The organism is Polaribacter sp. Hel1_33_96, assembly GCF_002846595.1.
Classification (GTDB): domain Bacteria; phylum Bacteroidota; class Bacteroidia; order Flavobacteriales; family Flavobacteriaceae; genus Polaribacter.
This window is the reverse complement of sequence record NZ_PJMV01000001.1, coordinates 2657102-2676967: the sequence shown is the minus strand read 5'-3', so window position 1 is coordinate 2676967 and position 19866 is coordinate 2657102. Positions and strand designations below refer to the sequence as shown.

21 protein-coding genes are annotated in these 19866 nt (G+C 29.9%); 9 read left to right on the top strand and 12 right to left on the bottom strand.

The features are described 5' to 3' along the window. The first annotated feature begins 39 nt into the window (after window positions 1-39). On the top strand, window positions 40-1077 hold the full coding sequence (locus ATE90_RS11530; RefSeq protein ID WP_052107614.1) for a T9SS type A sorting domain-containing protein: 1038 nt from the start codon (window positions 40-42) through the stop codon (window positions 1075-1077). A gap of 179 nt (window positions 1078-1256) precedes the next feature. Here ATE90_RS11530 and ATE90_RS11525 read toward each other — a convergent pair whose 3' ends face one another. Genes ATE90_RS11525 through ATE90_RS11510 form a run of 4 tightly spaced genes read right to left on the bottom strand, consistent with a single transcriptional unit; the run spans window position 1257 to window position 5315 of the window. Then, on the bottom strand, window positions 1257-3272 hold the full coding sequence (locus ATE90_RS11525) for a M3 family metallopeptidase (RefSeq protein ID WP_101451437.1): 2016 nt from the start codon (window positions 3270-3272) through the stop codon (window positions 1257-1259). Between the two features lie 59 nt (window positions 3273-3331). Beyond that, a complete protein-coding gene (gene purE / locus ATE90_RS11520; RefSeq protein ID WP_036788522.1) occupies window positions 3332-3811 on the bottom strand; it encodes a 5-(carboxyamino)imidazole ribonucleotide mutase in 480 nt (159 codons plus the stop codon). Between the two features lie 2 nt (window positions 3812-3813). After that, entirely contained in the window at window positions 3814-4971 is a 1158-nt protein-coding gene (locus ATE90_RS11515) for a 5-(carboxyamino)imidazole ribonucleotide synthase (RefSeq protein WP_036788525.1), read from the bottom strand. A gap of 53 nt (window positions 4972-5024) precedes the next feature. Continuing rightward, window positions 5025-5315 carry a hypothetical protein gene (locus ATE90_RS11510; protein WP_254712321.1) on the bottom strand — a complete coding sequence of 97 codons (291 nt, stop codon included), beginning with the start codon at window positions 5313-5315 and terminating at the stop codon, window positions 5025-5027. Between the two features lie 238 nt (window positions 5316-5553). On the opposite strand from ATE90_RS11510, the gene greA reads away from it, so the two are divergent. Both greA and ATE90_RS11500 read left to right on the top strand, forming a co-directional pair. Further along, entirely contained in the window at window positions 5554-6027 is a 474-nt protein-coding gene (gene greA / locus ATE90_RS11505; RefSeq protein WP_036788530.1) for a transcription elongation factor GreA, read from the top strand. Between the two features lie 109 nt (window positions 6028-6136). Further along, window positions 6137-6526 (top strand): HIT family protein, encoded by a 390-nt coding sequence (locus ATE90_RS11500; RefSeq protein WP_036788533.1) that lies wholly within the window; start codon window positions 6137-6139, stop codon window positions 6524-6526. Here the strand turns inward: ATE90_RS11500 and ATE90_RS11495 are convergent, their stop codons facing one another. Beyond that, window positions 6527-7675 (bottom strand): sensor histidine kinase, encoded by a 1149-nt coding sequence (locus ATE90_RS11495; protein WP_036788536.1) that lies wholly within the window; start codon window positions 7673-7675, stop codon window positions 6527-6529. It abuts the gene before it with no gap. Between the two features lie 78 nt (window positions 7676-7753). Between ATE90_RS11495 and ATE90_RS11490 the strand changes: the two genes are divergently transcribed. Together ATE90_RS11490 and ATE90_RS11485 are read left to right on the top strand one after the other, a co-directional pair. Continuing rightward, window positions 7754-8614, top strand: a complete 861-nt coding sequence (locus tag ATE90_RS11490; RefSeq protein WP_036788539.1) for a flavin reductase family protein — start codon at window positions 7754-7756, stop codon at window positions 8612-8614. A gap of 5 nt (window positions 8615-8619) precedes the next feature. After that, window positions 8620-8985: a DUF3127 domain-containing protein gene (locus ATE90_RS11485; RefSeq protein WP_036788709.1), complete on the top strand. Its 366-nt coding sequence runs from the start codon at window positions 8620-8622 to the stop codon at window positions 8983-8985. A gap of 104 nt (window positions 8986-9089) precedes the next feature. On the opposite strand, the gene ATE90_RS11480 is transcribed toward ATE90_RS11485, so the two are convergent. Next, a complete protein-coding gene (locus tag ATE90_RS11480) occupies window positions 9090-9338 on the bottom strand; it encodes a DUF1456 family protein (protein ID WP_036788542.1) in 249 nt (82 codons plus the stop codon). Between the two features lie 18 nt (window positions 9339-9356). Then, window positions 9357-9980, bottom strand: coding sequence for a YqaA family protein (locus ATE90_RS11475; protein WP_091952651.1), 624 nt, complete (start codon window positions 9978-9980; stop codon window positions 9357-9359). Between the two features lie 128 nt (window positions 9981-10108). On the opposite strand from ATE90_RS11475, the gene aat reads away from it, so the two are divergent. Further along, window positions 10109-10735, top strand: coding sequence for a leucyl/phenylalanyl-tRNA--protein transferase (gene aat, locus ATE90_RS11470; protein ID WP_036788549.1), 627 nt, complete (start codon window positions 10109-10111; stop codon window positions 10733-10735). Between the two features lie 12 nt (window positions 10736-10747). Here the strand turns inward: aat and ATE90_RS11465 are convergent, their stop codons facing one another. From ATE90_RS11465 to ATE90_RS11445, 5 genes are read right to left on the bottom strand one after another with little or no spacing between them, the layout of a single operon-like run. After that, window positions 10748-11245: a DUF3575 domain-containing protein gene (locus tag ATE90_RS11465; RefSeq protein WP_101451435.1), complete on the bottom strand. Its 498-nt coding sequence runs from the start codon at window positions 11243-11245 to the stop codon at window positions 10748-10750. A 35-nt stretch (window positions 11246-11280) separates the two neighbouring features. Further along, window positions 11281-11856 carry a DUF3575 domain-containing protein gene (locus ATE90_RS11460; RefSeq protein ID WP_036788555.1) on the bottom strand — a complete coding sequence of 192 codons (576 nt, stop codon included), beginning with the start codon at window positions 11854-11856 and terminating at the stop codon, window positions 11281-11283. Between the two features lie 50 nt (window positions 11857-11906). Beyond that, a complete protein-coding gene (locus ATE90_RS11455) occupies window positions 11907-15284 on the bottom strand; it encodes a hypothetical protein (protein WP_101451434.1) in 3378 nt (1125 codons plus the stop codon). Window positions 15285-15340: 56 nt separating this feature from the next. Continuing rightward, window positions 15341-15823, bottom strand: a complete 483-nt coding sequence (locus tag ATE90_RS11450) for a methylated-DNA--[protein]-cysteine S-methyltransferase (protein WP_036788568.1) — start codon at window positions 15821-15823, stop codon at window positions 15341-15343. Further along, entirely contained in the window at window positions 15823-16587 is a 765-nt protein-coding gene (locus ATE90_RS11445) for a TatD family hydrolase (protein ID WP_101451433.1), read from the bottom strand. The genes ATE90_RS11450 and ATE90_RS11445 overlap by 1 nt, the downstream gene beginning before the upstream one ends. A 101-nt stretch (window positions 16588-16688) precedes the next feature. Here ATE90_RS11445 and ATE90_RS11440 point away from each other — a divergent pair, with 101 nt between their 5' ends. The 3 genes from ATE90_RS11440 to ATE90_RS11430 all read left to right on the top strand — a co-directional run bounded on the left by ATE90_RS11440 (window position 16689) and on the right by ATE90_RS11430 (window position 19415). Continuing rightward, on the top strand, window positions 16689-18041 hold the full coding sequence (locus ATE90_RS11440; RefSeq protein ID WP_036788575.1) for a DEAD/DEAH box helicase: 1353 nt from the start codon (window positions 16689-16691) through the stop codon (window positions 18039-18041). After that, entirely contained in the window at window positions 18041-18406 is a 366-nt protein-coding gene (locus tag ATE90_RS11435; RefSeq protein ID WP_036788578.1) for a hypothetical protein, read from the top strand. Before ATE90_RS11440 ends, ATE90_RS11435 begins: the two co-directional genes overlap by 1 nt. Before the next feature lie 739 nt (window positions 18407-19145). Beyond that, window positions 19146-19415, top strand: a complete 270-nt coding sequence (locus ATE90_RS11430) for a hypothetical protein (RefSeq protein WP_036788581.1) — start codon at window positions 19146-19148, stop codon at window positions 19413-19415. Window positions 19416-19866 lie beyond the last annotated feature (451 nt).

The window sequence follows — 19866 nt, the reverse complement described above, 5'->3', positions numbered from 1 at the left end:
AGGAAATTGTTTTTTATTGTAGTACTATTCCTTTTGAAATTGAATTTATTTAGCCAATCTCCAAATTGGCAGGTTAATGAAAATCAGTTTCAATATACAATGACTACAGTAGCATTTCTAAATATAAATGGCACTACTTTATCGAGTACAGAAGATAAAGTAGCTGCCTTTGTAGATGGAGAATTGAGAGGAACAACAAATTTAATTTATGTATCTAGTACAGATCGATATTTAGCATATTTAGTTATTTTTTCCAATTCAACTAATGAAACTGTTAATTTTAAAATTTACAATTCTAATACAGACGAAATTATAGATTTACCTAAAACTTTAAATTTTGCCATAAATCAACATTATGGAAATGTGTTTCAAGCCTATAGTTTAGCAAGTCCTGTCCTAAGTAAAGAAGCAAAAATATTAGATTACAATTTTGAAGGTACTAATATCAACAAAGATTTTAGCACAAATAAAATTACTATTGAAAGTAATGTTTTTGTCGCTGATAATATTGGAAATTTAAATTCTAATTTTGTTATAAGTGATGGTGCTAAATTATTTGAAGATACAAATCAGATTGTTTCAGGTAATAATTCTCTTGATTATTCATCAATTAAAACTCTGAATGTTCTGTCTGAAGATGAATCTATTTTTGAAGAATGGATTATTGAAATTATTAATGTTGATAAAGATAATGATGGTGCTTTTTCTGATACTGATTGTGACGATAATGAACCTTTGGCATACCCAGGAAATACAGAGGTATTAAATGATGGGATAGATAATGATTGTGATCCAAATACTCTTGATAATGGAACTTTAAACTTAAAATTACAAACTAAAAATCTTTTTACAATTTTCCCAAATCCAACAAGAGGAATTATTGAAGTAAAACATTTAAATTCTTATTCTGAATCCTTTCTCTGTGGCATTTTTGATATTAATGGAAGAGAAATAAAGAGATTCAAATATATTACTACCGATTTCAAAATTGATCTTAGTAAATTTCAAAAAGGCGTTTATTTTATTAAATTATCTAATAAAACCAGCAAACAAATTATAAAAATAATTAATAATTGAAATTATTGGTTTACTTTTTCCAATAACTCATCTTTATTTTTAACATCAAACTTTACAAGCTACAAAATATATGGGTAAATGGATTGAAGCTAAAAACAGTCCTCAGTAATACAGTCTTCACTTGGCAGTTGCAGTCTTCGGTGAGCTAATAACTGAAAACTGCAACTGAAAACTGAATACTACAACAACCCAGCTCTTTTTAAAAGTGCATTAGGTTTAGGTTCTTTACCTCTAAAGCGTTTATATAATTCCATTGGCTTTTCTGTTCCGCCTTTAGAAAGTACGTTGTCTTTAAATTTTGTTGCGACTTCTTTGTGGAAAATTCCTTTTTCTAAAAAATATTCAAAAGCATCTGCATCTAAAACTTCTGCCCATTTATAAGAATAATATCCGGCAGAATAACCTCCCTGAAAAATATGAGAAAAAGCTGTACTCATGCAGTTTTCTATAACATCCGGATATAATTTTGTATCTGTAAAAGCTTCATTTTCAAACTCTTTTACTGATGTTATTTCTGATGGATTTTGACCATGCCACTGCATGTCTAAAAGTCCAAAACTTAATTGACGTAAAGTTTGCATTCCTTCATGAAAGCTTGCAGATTCTTTGATTTTTGCTACATATTTCATAGGGATAACTTCACCGGTCTCGAAATGTTTTGCAAATAATGCTAAAGCTTCTTTTTCAAAACACCAATTTTCTAAAATTTGACTTGGTAATTCTACAAAATCCCAAGAGACAGATGTTCCAGATAAGCTATTGTATGTTGTGTTTGCTAACATACCATGCAATGCATGGCCAAACTCATGAAACAAGGTTGTGACTTCGTTAAAAGTTAACAAAGAGGGTTTTGTTTCCGTTGGTTTTGTGAAATTACAAACAATAGAAATTTGTGGGCGTTCGTTGATTCCGTTTTTAATTTGTTGTGATTTATAGGATGTCATCCATGCACCGTTTCTTTTCCCTTTTCTTGGATGAAAATCTGCATAAAAGACAGCAACAAAGTTTCCATTTGTATCCGTTACATTATACGTTTTTACATCTTTATGATAGGTGTCTATATTAAAAACTTCTTCAAATTTTAGGTCATACAACTTACTTGCAATTGTGAAAACACCACCAATTACATTTTCTAATTCAAAATAAGGTTTTAGTAACTCTTGATCTAAATCAAACAACTCTTTCTTTAATTTTTCTGAATAATAAGCGCCATCCCATTTTTGGAGTTGGTCAATTCCGTCTAATTTTTTAGCGTAATTTTCTAAATTTTTAAACTCTTTTAGGGCTGCAGGTTTCGCTTTTTCTAGTAAGTTGTTCGAAAACTCAATTACTTTTTCTGGTGTTTCGGCCATTCTTTCTTCCAAAACAAAATGAGCATGTGTTTTATAGCCCAGTAAATTTGCTCTTTGATATCGAAGGTTTACAATTTCTAAAACTATTGCTTCATTATTAAATTCATTTTTTTGAAAAGCTTTTTTACCTGCAGCGATTGCCATTTTTTTGCGTAATTCTCTATTGTCTGCATAGGTTAAAAAAGGAATATAGCTTGGGTAGTCTAGCGTAAAAATCCAACCTTCTTTTTCTTTAGATTTAGCCATTTCTTTCGCTGCTTCTTTTGCGCTTTCGGGCAGGCCAGATAGATCTTTTTCGTTTGTTAAATGCATTTCAAAAGTATTGGTTTCTGCCAATACATTTTCTCCAAATTTTAGAGAAAAAGTAGAAAGTTGTGCATCAATTTTACGAAGTTTATTTTTGTCAAACTCATTTAAATTAGCACCATTTCTTGCAAAACTTTTATATTGCTTATCCAGAAGCATTGCTTGTTCTGCAGTTAAACCTAAAGTTTCTTTTTGATCAAAAACAGCTTTTACTCTTTTAAATAAATCTTCATTTAAAGTAATGTCATTTCCAAACGCTGTTAACCGAGGAGATACTTCTTGTGCAATTTTCTGAATTTCATCATTTGTTTCTGCAGAGTTTAGGTTAAAAAAAATACTGGTAATTCTATTTAATTTTTCACCTGTAAAATCTAAAGTAACTGTTGTATTTTCAAAACTTGGTTTTTCAGAATTATTTATAATTTCATCAATTTCTGCTTTTGCAATTTCTATTGCTTTTTTAATAGCCGGTTGAAAATGGCTATTAGAAATTTTGGAAAAAGGAGCGGTAGTAAAGTCTTGTAAAAGTGGATTCATATTTTCAATGAATTGATTTTAAAATTTGTTGATTAAAATAATACTCGTTGTGTGTAAAACTATTTTTTAACGCGCTTAGAAGCTTGTTCAACTTTTAATTTTAATCCTTCTTTATAAGTAATAATTTTATCTAAAACACATGTATCTGAAGCGCCAATAATTTGTGCAGCTAAAATCCCTGCATTTTTAGCACCATCCAAAGCTACGGTCGCTACAGGTACACCTCCAGGCATTTGTAAAATTGATAAAATAGAATCCCAACCATCAATAGAATTTCTGCTTTTTACAGGAACACCAATTACAGGCAAGGGGCTCATACTTGCTACCATTCCAGGTAAATGAGCTGCGCCTCCTGCACCCGCAATAATTACTTTAACGCCTCTTAGATGAGCATTTTTAGAATACTCAAATAATTTTTCTGGAGTTCTGTGGGCAGACACAATATCTACTTCTATTTGTATATCAAAACTCTCTAAAATATCTATTGCTTCTTGCATGATTGGAAGATCAGAATCACTTCCCATTATTATTCCTACCATAATTATTTGCTTATCACTCTAATCGTTTCTTTTACTTTTTGTGCTATTTCTCTAGCTTTATCAATATCCGTATTTACAATCGTTACATGACCCATTTTACGAAAAGGACGTGTTTCTTTTTTACCGTAAATATGCGGTGTTACGCCATTAATTTTTAAAATTTCTTCTATATTCTCATAAATTACATCACCAGAAAAGCCTTCTTCACCAACTAAATTTACCATAATTCCGGCAACTTTACTGTCGGTATTCCCTAAAGGAAGATTTAATATAGATCTTAAATGTTGTTCAAATTGATTGGTGTAGCTTGCTTCAATTGAATAATGCCCAGAATTGTGTGGTCTTGGAGCCACTTCATTGACCAAAATTTCATTTGTTTCTGTTTGAAACATTTCTACGGCTAACAAGCCAATAAAATCTAGTTTGTTCACAACATTTAAAGCAACTTCTTGTGCTTTTTTCACGACAGATTCTTCAATTCTTGCGGGACAAATCACATATTCTACTTGGTTAGCTTCTGGATGAAATTCCATTTCAACAACAGGATATGTTTTTGTTTCACCATCAGCATTTCTTGCAACAATGACCGCTAATTCATTTTTAAACGGAATCAATTGTTCTGTAATACACTCAACGCTAGGTAACGATTCTAAATCAGCAAAATTTCTTACAATTTTAACGCCATTTCCGTCGTACCCAAAACGTGCAGCTTTCCAAACAAAAGGGAATTTGATGATATCATTTTCTAAACAATGCACTAATTCCTCTAAAAAAGCAAAATGAGAAAATGGTGCCGTAGGTATTTGATGATCAAAATAAAAATGTTTTTGCCTCGCCTTACTTTGAATAATTCTTAAATCTTTTGGTTTTGGATAAATGGTTAACCCTTCTTCTTGTAATTTGTCTAAAGCATCAATATTTACATTTTCAATTTCTATTGTAAGAAGATCGACAGTTTTACCAAAGTTATATACAGCATTAAAATCCAGTAAATCTCCAACCTCAAAATGGTTGCAAATTTCTGCACATGGTGCGTTTTTATTAGCATCTAAAATTGAAGTGTAAATATCAAATTTTTGTGTTTCGGCAAGAAGCATTCTTCCTAATTGCCCACCCCCTAAAATGCCTAATCTAAAAGTAGAAGAAAAATAATTTTTCACGTTTAATAGTGTTGTGTTTGAGCAAAAATAAACATCTATTTGATAGTAAACTACTAAAAATTGCTGATTCGAATTGTAGTTCCGATTTTGGTAACCCTATATTCAATTGCTGGACATTCAAAACCTTCCGTTTGCGGTGCGCCACCAAAATCTACACTATACTCACTCTCATCACAACTACAGTGTAAAAGCCTGTTTTTAAAAGTCATGGCAGATGTACAGTCGTTATTTGGGCAAAGTTTATCGAAAGCTACAAAATCAGTTCCATTTTTATTAAATAATAGAATGCCTTTTCTGCCTCCAGAAAGTTCTGCAACTCCTCCAGGAGTTTGTGCGTTTATCATCTCTGGATTGTTTAAATCAGAAACTACACTTGATATTGGTAATATGCGTATGCAATTTGCTAACTTGGTTGTGTCAGAACAATTTACAAACAAATAACAGCTCAATAAAAATAATATTTTTTTAAACATTTGGCATTTGAGTTTCAAACTAAAACGATGACAAGTTACAAATATTTTGTACATTTGTAGGCCAATCTCATACCTGTTTAGGTAATGGGATTTTTAAATTTAAAATACTATGAGTGACATATCTTATTATTCAGAAGAAGGATTAAAGAAATTGAAGGATGAACTGCTGCAGTTAGAGCAGTTTGAACGTCCAAGAGTAACCCAAGAAATTGCAGACGCAAGAGATAAAGGAGATTTGAGTGAGAATGCAGAATATCATGCAGCTAAAGAAGAGCAATCTCATTTAGAATTTAAGATTGCAAAGTTAAAAAATGTAGTTTCAAATGCTAGAATTATTGATGAATCTCAGCTAGATACTTCCAAAATATTGATCCATTCAATAGTAAAAATTAAAAATATGACTAATGGAATGGAGTTTTCGTATACCTTAGTTGCAGATTCTGAAACAGATGTTAGAAACGGAAAATTATCTGTAAACTCACCAATAGGGAAAGGTTTATTGGGAAAGGAAGTAGGGGATGTTGCAGAAATTAAAGTTCCAAACGGAATCATGAAATTTGAGATTTTAGAGATCACGAGGTAATATTTTTTTTGACACTAACATTTATCGGACTTTATCATAAATTCGGGTTTTAGCGATGCTAAAATTCGAATTCTTATATTTAAACGGATTAAGAACTAAACACTAAAAAATGAGCATATTCACAAAAATAATCACAGGAGAAATACCAAGTTACAAAGTTGCTGAAGATGAAAATTTTATAGCTTTTTTAGACATCAATCCGAATGCAAAGGGACATACTTTGGTCGTTCCTAAAATAGAAGAAAATAAAATTTTTGATTTATCAAAAGAGGAATACAACGACTTAATGAATTTTTCTTACAGAGTTGCGAAAGCCCTTGAAGAAGCAGTGCCTTGTAAAAGAGTTGGAATGAGTGTTATCGGTTTAGAAGTGCCGCATGTGCATGTGCATTTAATACCAATAAATGCTATGGTGGATATGCAATTTACAGAAAAGGTAAAGTTGACGAGTGATGAATTCGTTTCTTTAGCTGAAAGTATTTCAGGTAAATTTGAGTAATTATATTTTATCTAACAAAATTTGAAAAGAAGTTCCTTTTCCAAGTTCAGATTTTTTTACGAATATCTTTCCATTATGATAATCTTCTACAATTCTTTTTGAGAGTGATAATCCTAACCCCCAACCTCGTTTTTTTGTTGTAAAACCTGGCTTGAATATTTGTTTAAATAGTTTTTTAGGGATGCCTTTTCCGGTGTCAGAAACTGTAATTTTTACTTTTTTAGGAGTATTTTCAATCGTTAAAATTAATTCTCCTTTTCTTAACATTGCATCAATGGCGTTTTTAATTAAGTTTTCAATGACCCAACCAAATAGTTCTTCATTTACTTTTGTATAAATATTATTATCAGAACTATAAAAAGAAAATGCAATTTGTTTAGAACTTCTAGATTCCAAATAATCAAAAGCTTGTTTTGTAATTTCTACAATATTTTCTTTTTTCAATTCTGGTGTTGAACCAATCTTAGAAAAACGATTTGCAATGGTGTTTAACCGATGAACATCTTTTTCAATTTCATGAATATAAGTTTCATCAACTTTTTCCATTTTTAAAATAGCAATCCATCCTAAAAGAGAAGATAAAGGCGTGCCAATTTGATGCGCCGTTTCTTTAGCCATACCTGTCCAAAGTTTATTGGTTTCAGCAGCTTTATTTGAACTGAAAAACAAATAAATTACGCCTAAAAACAAGATTAAAATTAAAATTAAAGCTAAAGGGTAATAGGTTAATTTATTTAGTAAATCAGAATTTTTGTAATAGATAAATTGTTTGTTTTTTCCATTATAAATTATTTCTATTGGCTGGTTTTGTACTTTCATTATAGCCAGCTGTTTTTGCAAATACCTTGGGTTTAAAGATTTAATGGAATCTAAGTTATTGGCATAAATTATTTGACCTTTATCATCTACAAGAATTAGAGGAATACTTTTGTTTGTGGTAATAATTTTATCTGGTAATGCAATGTTTGAGTTTAAATTTGCATTCGATAATTCCTTTTGAGCTTCCCCAAGAATTTCCATCCTTATTCTTTCCTCGTATTTAAATTTTTGAAAAATAGTAAAGGTATTCCAAAGAATTAAAGTTACTATTACAAATGATACAAGAATGGTGATTCGTTTAAACAAGAAAGTGTTTGATAAAATTTTCATTAAAACAAATATAAAGGTTTCTTGTATATAACTCATTTCAAGATTTGATAGTATCTTTACGTAACTAAATTTTTGAAAATGTTATCTATCAACCCAAAAGAAATTTCTACTGGCAAATTACATGGTTATTTATTAGGCGCAATTGCACCAAGGCCAATTGCGTTTGCAAGTACTATTGATGCTGATGGGAATCCTAATTTATCACCTTTTAGTTTTTTTAATGTGTTCGGTTCTAATCCACCTGTTTTAATATTTTCACCAGCAAGAAGAGTTAGAGATAATACAACAAAACATACTTTAGAAAATTCTTTAGCCACAAAAGAAGTTGTTATAAATATCGTAAATTATGATATTGTGCAGCAAATGTCTTTAAGCAGTACAGAATATCCAGAAGGTGTAAATGAATTTGAAAAAGCAGGATTTACTATGTTGCCTTCTGACGAAATTAAGCCTTTTAGAGTAGCAGAATCTCCTGTGCAATTTGAATGCAAGGTAAAAGATGTTATTTTTACTGGTAACGAAGGAGGTGCAGGTAATTTAATAGTGTGTGAAGTTGTAAAAATTCATATTTCAGAAGATGTTTTAGCAGATGATGGAAGCATTGATCAACATAAAATTGATTTGGTAGCGAGAGCAGGAGGTAGTTATTATACAAGAGCAAGAGATGGTTTTTTCGAAATTCCGAAACCAATTGCTACTTTAGGAATTGGAGTAGACGCAATTCCATTAGAAATTAGAAACAGTCCAATTTTAACAGGGAATAATTTAGGGATGTTAGGTAATGTAGAGCAACTCCCAACAGAAGATACTGTTAATAACTTTGGAAAAGAACATTCCAAACTTATTGGGTTGGAAATGGTAAAAAAACATACATTTGCTCAAGAGTATTTAAGTAAAAACGATGTGGAAAGTGCTTGGAAAGTACTTTTATTAAAATAGAAATTATGGAAGTTATTGGTAAAGTAAAAATCATTGGAGACGTTCAGACTTTTGGTGCTAACGGATTTCAAAAAAGAGAATTAGTAGTTACAACGGATGATCAATATCCTCAAATGATAATGATCGAGTTTGTACAGGACAAATGTGATTTGTTAAACAACTATAAAGTTGGGCAAGATGTAAAGGTATCTATTAACTTAAGAGGTAGAGAGTGGATTAATCCGCAAGGAGAAGCTAAATATTTCAACTCTATTCAAGGATGGAGAATAGAGAGTTTATCTCAAGCTGCACCAAGTAATTTGCCTCCAGTAGATCAGTTTCAACCTGCATCTAATGTTTCTAACGAAGAGCCAGATGATTTACCTTTCTAAAACTATTAGAAATTTAAATCTTTAGAGATACAAAAAAAGAGTGCTAATTTTAATTAGCACTCTTTTTTTGTATCTGGATTAAAATAATTAACAAATCCGATAACCTATTTTTTCTTTTCTTCTTTTTTAGGCATTGGTCCTCGCAGATGAATTACCAATCCATTTAAAAAATTACGTAAAATTTGATCTCCACATTCTACATACTTTGGATGTTCTTCATTTCTAAATAAAGCACCTAGTTCTCCTTTACTTACTTTAAAATCTACTAAAGCGCAAATTTCTACAATATCTGTATCGCGCAGTTTATGAGCTACACGTAGTTTTTTTAAAATGTCGTTATTCGATAATCCCATAATGCAAAGGTAAGTGAATTAATTTACTACTTTAAAAATTGCCCATGCATAAATTGCAAATCTTACAAATCTAAATAATCCAAAAAATACAACATTTTTAAAAGGGTATTTAATCATACCTGCAGCGATGCAAGCAATAGAAAATGGCAACGGCAATAAAGCTCCAACTAAAATTAAAATACCTCCCCATTTACGCGTGTTTTTTAAATTTTCCCGCATTTTAACTTCTAAATACTCTTTTAAAGATTTTATTTTTAAAGTTGTTTTTCCTAGAAAATAAGATATCAAACCACCACAGTAAGACAGTGTTGCTAAAATTGCTAAATTTAATATTGGTTCATTTGTTTTTTTAGACCAGGCAATAAAAATTTCAGGAGGAATTAATCCTAAAAAGGTTTCAGAAATAAAGAAAGTGATTAAAATAGCAAATCTTGAAAAGGTTTCTGTAAAATGATGCAAACCATCATTGATATTATATAGATATTTATTAAATAGAAAAATAGCTAAAATAACACCAGTAATTGGTAGGATTGCTTTCTTTAAATTTTTCCAAACAAATAGATAAAATCCAGTTCTTGCATAATAGTGATGCACTAACTTGGCTGTTTCTTTTTTAGTTTTTTTTCTTTTTAGCTTTGGCATTTTTCGGGTTTTAATAAAATTAAAACGGCTTACAAAAATAGTGACAAAATCTTTATAAATTTCAGTTTAATTAATATTAACATTTTTTTTAAGAATTGACTAAATTCGCTAAAATGAATTAGTTAATAATGATGTGGCTCACAGATATAATCGTTTTTCCTGATTATAAATTTACAACTAAAGATGGTATTATAGCTTTAGGTGGCGATTTGTCTGAAGAAAGATTAATTTACGCATACAAAAATGGCATTTTTCCTTGGTTTTCAGAGGGAGATCCCATTGTTTGGTATTGTCCTCATGAAAGAATGGTTTTGTTTCCCAATGAAATAAAAGTGTCAAAATCGATGCAAAAAATCATCCATAAAAATAAGTTTGTAATTACGGAAAACAAAGCTTTTAAGGAAGTGATTTATAATTGTAAAAACATTGATAGGGGTGATGGTTTTGGAACTTGGATTACAGATGATATGGAACAAGCGTACATTAATTTATACAAAAGAGGAATAGCGAAATCTATAGAGATTTGGTTGAATAATGAATTAGTAGGTGGTTTATATGGAGTAGAGGCTCATAATATTTTTTGTGGAGAAAGTATGTTTAGTAAAGTCTCTAATGCCTCAAAATTAGCCTTTATTCATTTGGTTAAAAGTAATAACTACGAACTTATAGATTGCCAAGTTTATAATGCTCATTTAGCCAGTTTAGGGGCTAGAGAAATTGATAGAAAGACATTCTTAAGTATTTTAAAAAGTTAAAAGCTTTAAGTTTTAAAACCGCCAACCAATATTGAAGCCAACTCTAGGAACTAAAACAGGAGAATTAGAACCAAATAAATTCCGTCCGACTCCACCATATAAATCAATTACTAAACCACCACTTGCAACATATTTTGTGCCTACGGCAACACCTAAAGCGCCATCTGTATATTTTTCATCATAATTTCCAGAATCTTCAACAGTTTCCTTTTTTCCTGAATTGATACCCAAAAAACCTTCACCAAAAAAATTCCATTGTTTATCTGTTGTAAAATAATGACGATAAAAAGGAGTAATCATCATATTTTCATTGTATCTAAAATTTGTAGATTGTTTTGCTAAATTAAATAGAGCAGAAATTCCAAAAGAAGATTCATCGGTTAAATAACTTTCATAAGAGAACTCTAAGCTTCTAATTACTAACGCATCAGCAATGTCTAATTTAATTTCTTGCTGAGCGTAACTTAAAGAACCTATAAATAATGTAAAAAGTAAAACTAATTTTTTCATGGATTTTTATTTTTTATTAGTGTAATTTAAATAGATTAAAACCGATATCCTAAAGAGATTCCACCCCTTGAAATAATATTTGTTTCAAAAATGTTAGTTTTCTCATTAAGAAGGTTTCTTCCAATTCCTAAATACACTTCTGCAACAAAGTTTTTTCTGGTAATAAATTTGCCGCCAACAGAAATACCAAGAGCGAAATCAGTTACATTCGTATTGTTTGAGTTGTAAACGTAAGTTCCGTTTGAATCATAGTAACCATCATTATCTCGATTCTTTCTGGTATTTAACATACCGAAAGCTTCCACAAAAAAACCTCTAGCGGCAAACTTTTCAGAAAAAAACCATCTATAATAAGGTGTTAAAGAAAATTTTTTAGGAAACTCTGAATTTTCATTCATGTTAACAGTTAAAAATAAGTCTACCCCAAAAGAAGAATCATTATTAATTAAGTATTCATAACTAACATTAAAAGAGGAGAGTGCAATTAAGCTAAATGCATTCAACTTTAATTCATGGTGTTTATTATTGTCTTGCGGAAATCTGTCTTTATTCTCTTGAGAAAGAGATATTGTCGACACAAATAATAGAATAAGGAAAATAATTTTTTTCATTGGAGTCTTCTTTAATGCAACAAAAATAACTAAAAAGTGTACCAAGAATATTAAAAAATAGCTTTTAATTGCACATTCCCGGTATGAATAGTTTTTGAGTTCTCGCTTTTTCTGCCTAAGTAATTTAGGTTTAGGTTTAAATAAGAATTCAACTTTTTGTTAAACAGCAAGCTCCAAGTGAAATTTTTCCCTGCCTGCAAACCTTCTAACATTTGATAGGCAACAGGTGTATTCGTATCTCCAGTAAAATCATTTATAAACATATTTATATTTGCAGAAATCTGATTTTTAGTTTTGCTGATATAATAATAGTCAACACCTATTTTTTGTTGCTGTAAAGTTTCAAAATTCTCTAACCTATTTTTCTTGTTTTTGTAATGATAGAAAACAGAAAAACGATTGTTATCATTATATAAAAAACTAATTTTTGGTTCAACTTCTGCAGCATTAATTTTATAATTTCTACTGATAAAATTGTCTGTTTCTAAGGTATTGTTGGATGTTTTTCCCATTAAATCAATCAGCCAAAAAGTTCTGAATTTATGAGCATAATCTATTTGATGAATTTTGATTTTATTTTCCTGATTTCCAATAAAATATTGTTGTTTAATTTTAGAATCTCCATACGTAAAAGTGATGCTGTTTTTTTGTAAATCTTTATTGAAATAGAAACTGTTTCTAAAGTTTAAATTTAAGCCAATTAAAGAGCTTTTATTAAGGTCAAAAGGATTTAATTGAAACGAATTTCCTGTTCTTTCCTGTTCGTTTTCAACAGATAAAAAACTCTGATTGTAAAAGTGAGAAATTAGTTTTTTATAACCAGTTTTAGAAGACCAATTTCTTGGGTTTAAAGTCAGGTTTTGCTGCCACTTCGCTCTTTGTGTAGAAAGATAACTTAAGTTTGGTTTTGGCACTCTTAAATAGTTTGCTTGGTCTTTAAATTGTGCAATTTCAAATTCGTTAAAATCTTTAACGCCATCATTATTGTAATCAATCCAAGTATAAAACCCAAAGCCCGGTTCTGTTTTTACATAAATATAATCTTGTCGCGCAACGTTGCCGGAAGAAGTTTCGTAGATAGTGCTTAAATTAATGAAATTGTTAAATATTTTCTGATTGAAAACAATTCTAGAATTTAGTGCTTTTTCATCCTCATAAAAATTATTTGTTGTGATTCTGTAATTGGCAAACACATTTAAATTCGTGTTTTTATTTTTTACTAGTTTACTTTGAATATAAAGTGTTTTTCGGTTATTAATTTCAGTAAATTGATTTAATTTTATGCTGTCATTATTTCTGTAATTAAATCCGATTTTTGCAAATATTTTTGTAGAATCTCCAATACCAACATAGCCTTCGTATTCTTTAAAACGATGACTTGTATTGACGAATTGTTTAGTATTTATATCTTTTCGGTTATTCGTTTCAAAGTTAATGAAGGCTCCAAGCCAAACTTTTTTAAGACTATGTTCTGCTTTTACTTTCGCCTTAAAAAAAGAATTATTTTCTAAGATTGATGTGTTTTCAAGCAAACTTCCATTCATAAAAAATGAAGTATTTTTAATATTCAATTTAGATTGAAGTTCGTGTTTTATTCCTTTAAATATATCAGTATAATTTAAGCTGTTGAATCGGTACAAAACAAAATCATCTGTTTTATTTTGTAAACTTAATTCGGATTGAAAAAAGTTTTTCGTAGCGTTATTGGTTAATAAATTCCAATCTCGGTTAAACTCTACAGGTTCCCAACCTTGCTCTGATTGAAAGTTTTGTTGCACAAACTCATGATTAATATTACTTTTTAATTGCCATTTTTTATCAATTAAAATTTGTTGCCAGCTAACTTTTGCGGCTACTGCTTTATTTTGATTATCATCTAAATTTGAAAACAAATTTGCATCATTATTACTAATAGCAATTTCTGAATTAATCTCTGTTTTTTTGGTAGGATTATAATCAGATTGAACTACAAAAATTTGACTTTTTGTAGGCGGAATTAAATTTATAACGGGCTGATAATCTCCTTGATTAATGCCTACAAAGACAAATATATTTCCAATAGCAATGGTTCTATCTAAAATATAATCGCCATTATTTGCACCACGATTTGTAAATGTTACATTGTACAATTCATCTGTTTTAGCGGTAGAATACTCAAAAGTTTCTACCGCCCCATTTGTAACTTTTTTATAGAGTATTTTGTTCTCATTAAATGTATCTAAAAAAGCACTTTCTGCAATCATGGCAGCAGAATTATTGCCTGCATTTGCAAGGATTTGTTTTTGTTCAGTAGATAAAATTTGTTGTAGAGGTTGGTTTTTTGCATCGTTTTCAGAATAGAAATAAGCAGCAATATTCATTTTTTCACTGTCATAAGATACTTCGTTATACGATATAAATCGTGTGTAATTTCTATCTGAATATTGAAACTCAATCCAGATTCTCATATCATTTGTAATCGGGAAAGTAGTATTAAATGAAATTTCACTTAAATTATAGTTAATGGTATAATCTGCATTTTCTCCACGGTTAATTTGAACTCCATTCACGTAAACACTCTCACTGCCTTCAATCATTAAAATAGCGGCTTCATTATTAGCACCATAAATTTTGTAAGGTCCTTGATTTCCTTCGGAGGCTGTAAAATTAAACGTATTAAATTTACCTCTAACAACAGCCCCAGAGGCAGCGACTTTTAAATTGTCATTTATAGTTGCTGCTGCCTCTAAACCAGCAACTTGTTTTGTAAAAGTTAAAAAGTAGCTTTTGTTGTTTTTTAATGAAATATCGCCTGCTTTTACACGCCAATTATCACTAAACATTTCAATAAATATTCTATCAAAATCTGTTATATTTTGAGAATATCCATTTTCTTGAATCGGAATATTGGTATCAAAAATATTAGCTCTTAATGTAACATCTTTAGATAATTTTCCTGAAATTTCTAAATCCAAAGCAGAATTGGTAACTGCATTTTGATTGTTTCCAGTGGTAATTCCTCTGCTAATAAAACCGCGTGTTTGCAACCCTTCAAAAAGTTTGACATCCGATGCTTTTTTGTTGGTGGTTAAACTGTATAAAACGCCATTGTTTGTGTTGTTATTTATAATGAGATTTTCATTAAAAGGGGTATATATTTTGGTTATAAAATCGGGAAATCTAAAATATTCAATGGTAATATTTTTATATTTATTAGAATCGATTATTAGCACTGCTTTGCTAAAGTCTACTTTAAATTCGGTTGAAGAAATACGTTTTTTTGAAATATCAAAAATTTTAAATTCTTGTGAATTAATAGCAACAGAATCTAATTGAATGGTATCTTTTTTTACTTCAATAATTTTTGACCTAAAATCTTTAGATATTATTTGAGATTGGATTGAATATCCAACGAAAAGCAATATTAAAAAAAGGGTATTTTTATGCATATGTACGATATGTAAAGAACGCTAAAATTGTTTTTTTAATATACTTTATTATAATACTAGAAGAGAGATTGCTGTTTTAAAGGGTTTTCATGAGCCAATAACCATTTTTTACGCCATATTCCGCCTGCATAGCCCGTTAAAGAGCCGTCAGAACCAATTACTCTGTGACAAGGAATAATAATCCAAAGTGGGTTTTTCCCATTCGCTGAAGCAACAGCTCTTATTGCTTTTACATCGCCTAAAGCCTTGCTTTGTTCTAAATAAGTTCTTGTTTTACCATATGGAATTTTAAGTAATTTTTTCCATACTTTTATTTGAAATGGTGTTCCTTTTGGATTTACAGTTAGGTTAAAGCTTTCCCTTTTTCCCTGAAAGTATTCTTCTAATTGTACTACACAATCTTGCAGGCAATATGGAGTTTTTGAGGATGTTTCTAGATCATCATCCAAGATAGAAACAGCTTGTATTCCGTTTTTATCTCCAACAATTTTGGCAGTTCCTATGGGTGTTTTGTAATATGTAGTTTCGGTTGAGTACATTATATTCTAAAAATATCTTTCGAGTTTTGAGTGGTAATTTTTGCGATTTCTTCAAACGAAACGCCATAAATATCTACTAATTTATCAATAACATTCGTAATATATGAACTTTCATTTCTTTTTCCTCTGTAAGGTACAGGAGCTAGGTAGGGAGCATCTGTTTCTAAAACAATGTGCTGTAAACCTATTTCATTTAAAAAAGTATCAATCTTACCATTTTTAAAAGTTGCAACACCACCAATTCCTAATTTCATATTGTAAGAAATAGCTTGTTTAGCTTGTTCTAAAGTACCCGTAAAACAATGAAAAACGCCTCTTAAATCATCACTTTTTTCAGTTTCTAATATTTCAAAAATTTCATCAAAAGCATTTCTGCAATGAATAACAATTGGTAATTTTTTTTCTTTGGCCCAGCGAATTTGAGTTTTAAAAGTCTCTTGTTGTTGTGCTAAAAAACTCTTATCCCAAAATAAGTCAATACCAATTTCACCGATTGCGTAAAAATTTCTTTTATCAATCCAGTTTTTAACATGTGCTAATTCTTCTAAATAATTTTCTTTGACAGAAGTTGGGTGTAAACCCATCATTAAAAATACATCATTTGGGTTTTCCTTTTCCAGGTCTAACATGCTTTTTGTGTAAGAAGAATCAATAGCAGGTATAAAAAATCGTGAAACCCCAGCATCTTTTGCTCTTTGAATCATGGCTTCTCTATCTTCATTAAACTGCTCGGAATAAAGGTGTGTATGTGTATCTGTAATCATTTGATGTAAAAATTTCAAACACAAAATTACTAAATATTCCTTCTGTAAACTGTTATTGCTTCTCGTTTTATAAAATGTACCTTTGCCAAAAATTAAAAGACATGACTTTTAAAGAATTAGATTTATCAAATCAGCTGCAATACGCAATTGATGATTTGGGTTTTGAGAATCCAACTCCAATTCAAGAGCAAGCATTTTCTGTAGTTAGATCGGGTAAAGATATAGTTGGAATAGCACAAACTGGAACAGGGAAAACGTTTGCCTATATGTTACCAATTCTTAGAGATTTAAAATTTTCTAAACAACAACATCCTCGTATTTTAGTTTTGGTGCCAACTCGTGAATTGGTTTTACAGGTTGTTGAACAGATTGAGCAATTATCAAAATATATCAATACACGTGTTTTAGGTGTTTATGGTGGTACAAATATCAACACCCAAAGACAAGCTATTCTGCAGGGTCAGGATATTATTGTAGCAACTCCAGGGCGTTTGTATGATTTGGTTTTAAGCAATTCTTTAAAGATGAAGTCTATTCAGAAATTGGTAATAGATGAGGTAGATGTAATGTTAGATTTAGGATTCCGATTTCAGTTGATGAATATTTTTGATGTCATTCCAGAAAGAAGACAAAATGTTTTGTTTTCCGCAACCATGACTGAAGATGTTGATAAATTAATTTATGATTTTTTTAAAAATCCGGAAAAAATTTCGGTGGCAGTTAGCGGAACTCCACTGGACAATATTGAACAAGTTTCTTATAATATTCCTAACTTTTTTACGAAAGTAAATTTGTTAAACCACCTTTTAAGGGACCAAGAAACGTTCAATAAAGTTTTAATTTTTGTTGGTTTTAAAAGAACTGCAGATTTGTTATTTAAACATTTAGAAGAAGTTTTTAATGACGAAATGTGCGTAATACATTCGAATAAAACTCAGAATTACAGAATTCGTTCGATACGACAATTCGATGAAGGAAAGAATCGAATTTTGTTAGCTACAGATGTTATGGCGCGTGGTTTAGACTTTGATAAAGTTTCTCATGTTATCAATTTTGACACGCCAGATTTCCCTGAAAATTATATGCACAGAATTGGTAGAACTGGACGTGCTGAGAAAGCTGGAAAAACAATGTTATTTTCAACCGAAAAAGAGCAAGAAGCTAAAAAGGGTATCGAAGCATTGATGAATTATGAAATTCCGGTTCTAGAACTTCCTGAGGAAGTAGAAATTGCTACAATGTTAACGGAAGATGAACGTCCAAGAGAAGATCAAGGGATTTCTAAAAATAGAACTTCACTAGAATATGTTCCTGGTCCAGCTTTTCATGAAAAGAGCGAAAAAAATAGTCAAGTTAATCGAGGAGGGTCTTATAGAAGGGAGATTGCGAAGAAATATAAGAAGCCAAAAACTAGGGGAGATAAAAACTACAACAAACATAATAAGAAAAAGTAATGCAGATTTTAACGGAACAAGAATTGCATAATTTGGCAATGAACATTGTTGGGAAAAAGTTGCAGAAAATGGGATATGAATTTCAGGCAATAAATAGCCAATTAAAAAGACATCCACAGTATGTCTTGTTCAAAAAAGGAGAACCGACTATTTTTGTATTGGTAAAGGCATCAAAAAATTTACAGAATCCAAATGATTATGATGTTGTTTGGATGGAAACTTTTATAAACCATGCGAAAAAACAAAATGCTAAAGTTTGGTTTGCAGGAGTTGGAATTGCAAACGCAGAAAGTGTGGAAAATCCTGTTTTTAAAAACCAACCTTATTATGTGGCTTTTGAAGATTTTATTGAGGTTTTAGAGTAGTTTGTATAACTTTGATGTATTGAAAAGCTAAGTGTTTTAAGTTCCTAATTTAGCAAATAAAATCCAAATAGAATATTCGCGAGTATTTTTGTTAGCAACCCAAAACTAGCCTTTTTTTTCATTCGTTATGTTTTCAAATCTTTTAGGAATTGGGTAACGTGTTTAATATGAAATTCCTTCAGACAAATTTTTTAGTAATTCAATTTCAGGGTTAGTGGATTCTAATGGTTTTAGTTAAAATACTATTATTTATTTCCTTATCTCAAATTTCACTTGCATCAAAAAGTTCATTTGCATACTGAATCCGTTCTATGGGATGACCTAATTGTTCCTGTTTTTTGGTAGTGTTTTTCATTTTTCAAATTATATTTCACGTAGTCTCTTATAGGTGTTTTTTTTAATGTTTTATAAAGGAATTTAAAGGAATTTAGTCCTTTTTTCAAGATAGATAAGTTTATAAAAACAAAAAAATAAACTCTTTTTTAGTTGGTTTTAAATAGTTATTAAACGCAAATACTGGTTTTTAGCAACTATAATTTATCTTAATTATTTTGGTATTTGATTGTACTTGGGTCTTAGTATTCGTAATTAAGAATATTACCTATTGATACACAGAGTATCACTAAATATATTTGTAGGGTAGTATTTATTAAATATGCTTAGACAAAAAATTTATTCAAAGTCTATAAATAAATGAGTATTACTTTTAATAATATTAACTTATTATCCCCCCCATAATATGTCAAAAAATATATTTAAAAAAATAGTATTACTTGCAGTTACTTCGATTGGATTATACTTTTCTGGTCATGGTTTAATAACAATGCTATCCAGATTAGCTACTATAAAATCTTTTTCAGAAGCGTTAACTGTTATGACTTTTTTCTCTTGTTTATTTCCTTTCTTATTTTTGTCATTAAGTTTATTTAGAGGAGCTTTTAGAAACGCTTATATTTTTGTTGAAAGTCACATCTCAAATGATTCTAACGGAAATATATTAAAAAACTAATTTATTTATTAATACTAATAACCTCTATAAAGTCTGAAGATATTTATTGTTTTTTTTCTTTAGATATTAGCTTGTTTGTTTATATCTCTTGCTAGTAGCTTTAAAAATCATATAGCGGCTTTAAAATGTTTAATTAATTTTTCAATGCTAATCACATAGAAAACAATTAATTTATGCGTCTAAATTTTTATTGATAAACGAAATGGGATTTATTTTTAGATTATAAATTAAGGAAATCACCTATTGAATAAGATGGCATTATAAAATATCTTTATTGAGTTAGGTTCTATAAATAAGAAAAATTATTAATGACCTAAAATAAAAGTATTGTTGTTTTTTGTATAATGTATATTTCCCCCGTATATCCCTCATTATATCCCTCCAAAAAATTAGTTGAAAAAGCTAAACAACCCCGCGCATGTTTGGCTTTTTTTTTACCGAATTCCCAAAA

Excerpts from the sequence above, each read along its gene's own strand:
- ATE90_RS11445 (WP_101451433.1), bottom strand. The coding sequence starts at position 16,587 with ATGATTACAGATACACATACACACCTTTATTCCGAGCAGTTTAATGAA.
- ATE90_RS11490 (WP_036788539.1), top strand. The coding sequence starts at position 7,754 with ATGTTATCTATCAACCCAAAAGAAATTTCTACTGGCAAATTACATGGT.
- ATE90_RS11465 (WP_101451435.1), bottom strand. The coding sequence starts at position 11,245 with ATGAAAAAATTAGTTTTACTTTTTACATTATTTATAGGTTCTTTAAGT.
- ATE90_RS11435 (WP_036788578.1), top strand. The coding sequence starts at position 18,041 with ATGCAGATTTTAACGGAACAAGAATTGCATAATTTGGCAATGAACATT.
- ATE90_RS11475 (WP_091952651.1), bottom strand. The coding sequence starts at position 9,980 with ATGCCAAAGCTAAAAAGAAAAAAAACTAAAAAAGAAACAGCCAAGTTA.
- ATE90_RS11455 (WP_101451434.1), bottom strand. The coding sequence starts at position 15,284 with ATGCATAAAAATACCCTTTTTTTAATATTGCTTTTCGTTGGATATTCA.
- ATE90_RS11510 (WP_254712321.1), bottom strand. The coding sequence starts at position 5,315 with ATGATAAACGCACAAACTCCTGGAGGAGTTGCAGAACTTTCTGGAGGC.
- ATE90_RS11485 (WP_036788709.1), top strand. The coding sequence starts at position 8,620 with ATGGAAGTTATTGGTAAAGTAAAAATCATTGGAGACGTTCAGACTTTT.
- greA (WP_036788530.1), top strand. The coding sequence starts at position 5,554 with ATGAGTGACATATCTTATTATTCAGAAGAAGGATTAAAGAAATTGAAG.
- aat (WP_036788549.1), top strand. The coding sequence starts at position 10,109 with ATGATGTGGCTCACAGATATAATCGTTTTTCCTGATTATAAATTTACA.
- ATE90_RS11500 (WP_036788533.1), top strand. The coding sequence starts at position 6,137 with ATGAGCATATTCACAAAAATAATCACAGGAGAAATACCAAGTTACAAA.
- ATE90_RS11480 (WP_036788542.1), bottom strand. The coding sequence starts at position 9,338 with ATGGGATTATCGAATAACGACATTTTAAAAAAACTACGTGTAGCTCAT.
- ATE90_RS11460 (WP_036788555.1), bottom strand. The coding sequence starts at position 11,856 with ATGAAAAAAATTATTTTCCTTATTCTATTATTTGTGTCGACAATATCT.
- ATE90_RS11430 (WP_036788581.1), top strand. The coding sequence starts at position 19,146 with ATGTCAAAAAATATATTTAAAAAAATAGTATTACTTGCAGTTACTTCG.
- ATE90_RS11450 (WP_036788568.1), bottom strand. The coding sequence starts at position 15,823 with ATGTACTCAACCGAAACTACATATTACAAAACACCCATAGGAACTGCC.
- ATE90_RS11440 (WP_036788575.1), top strand. The coding sequence starts at position 16,689 with ATGACTTTTAAAGAATTAGATTTATCAAATCAGCTGCAATACGCAATT.
- ATE90_RS11495 (WP_036788536.1), bottom strand. The coding sequence starts at position 7,675 with ATGAAAATTTTATCAAACACTTTCTTGTTTAAACGAATCACCATTCTT.
- purE (WP_036788522.1), bottom strand. The coding sequence starts at position 3,811 with ATGGTAGGAATAATAATGGGAAGTGATTCTGATCTTCCAATCATGCAA.
- ATE90_RS11525 (WP_101451437.1), bottom strand. The coding sequence starts at position 3,272 with ATGAATCCACTTTTACAAGACTTTACTACCGCTCCTTTTTCCAAAATT.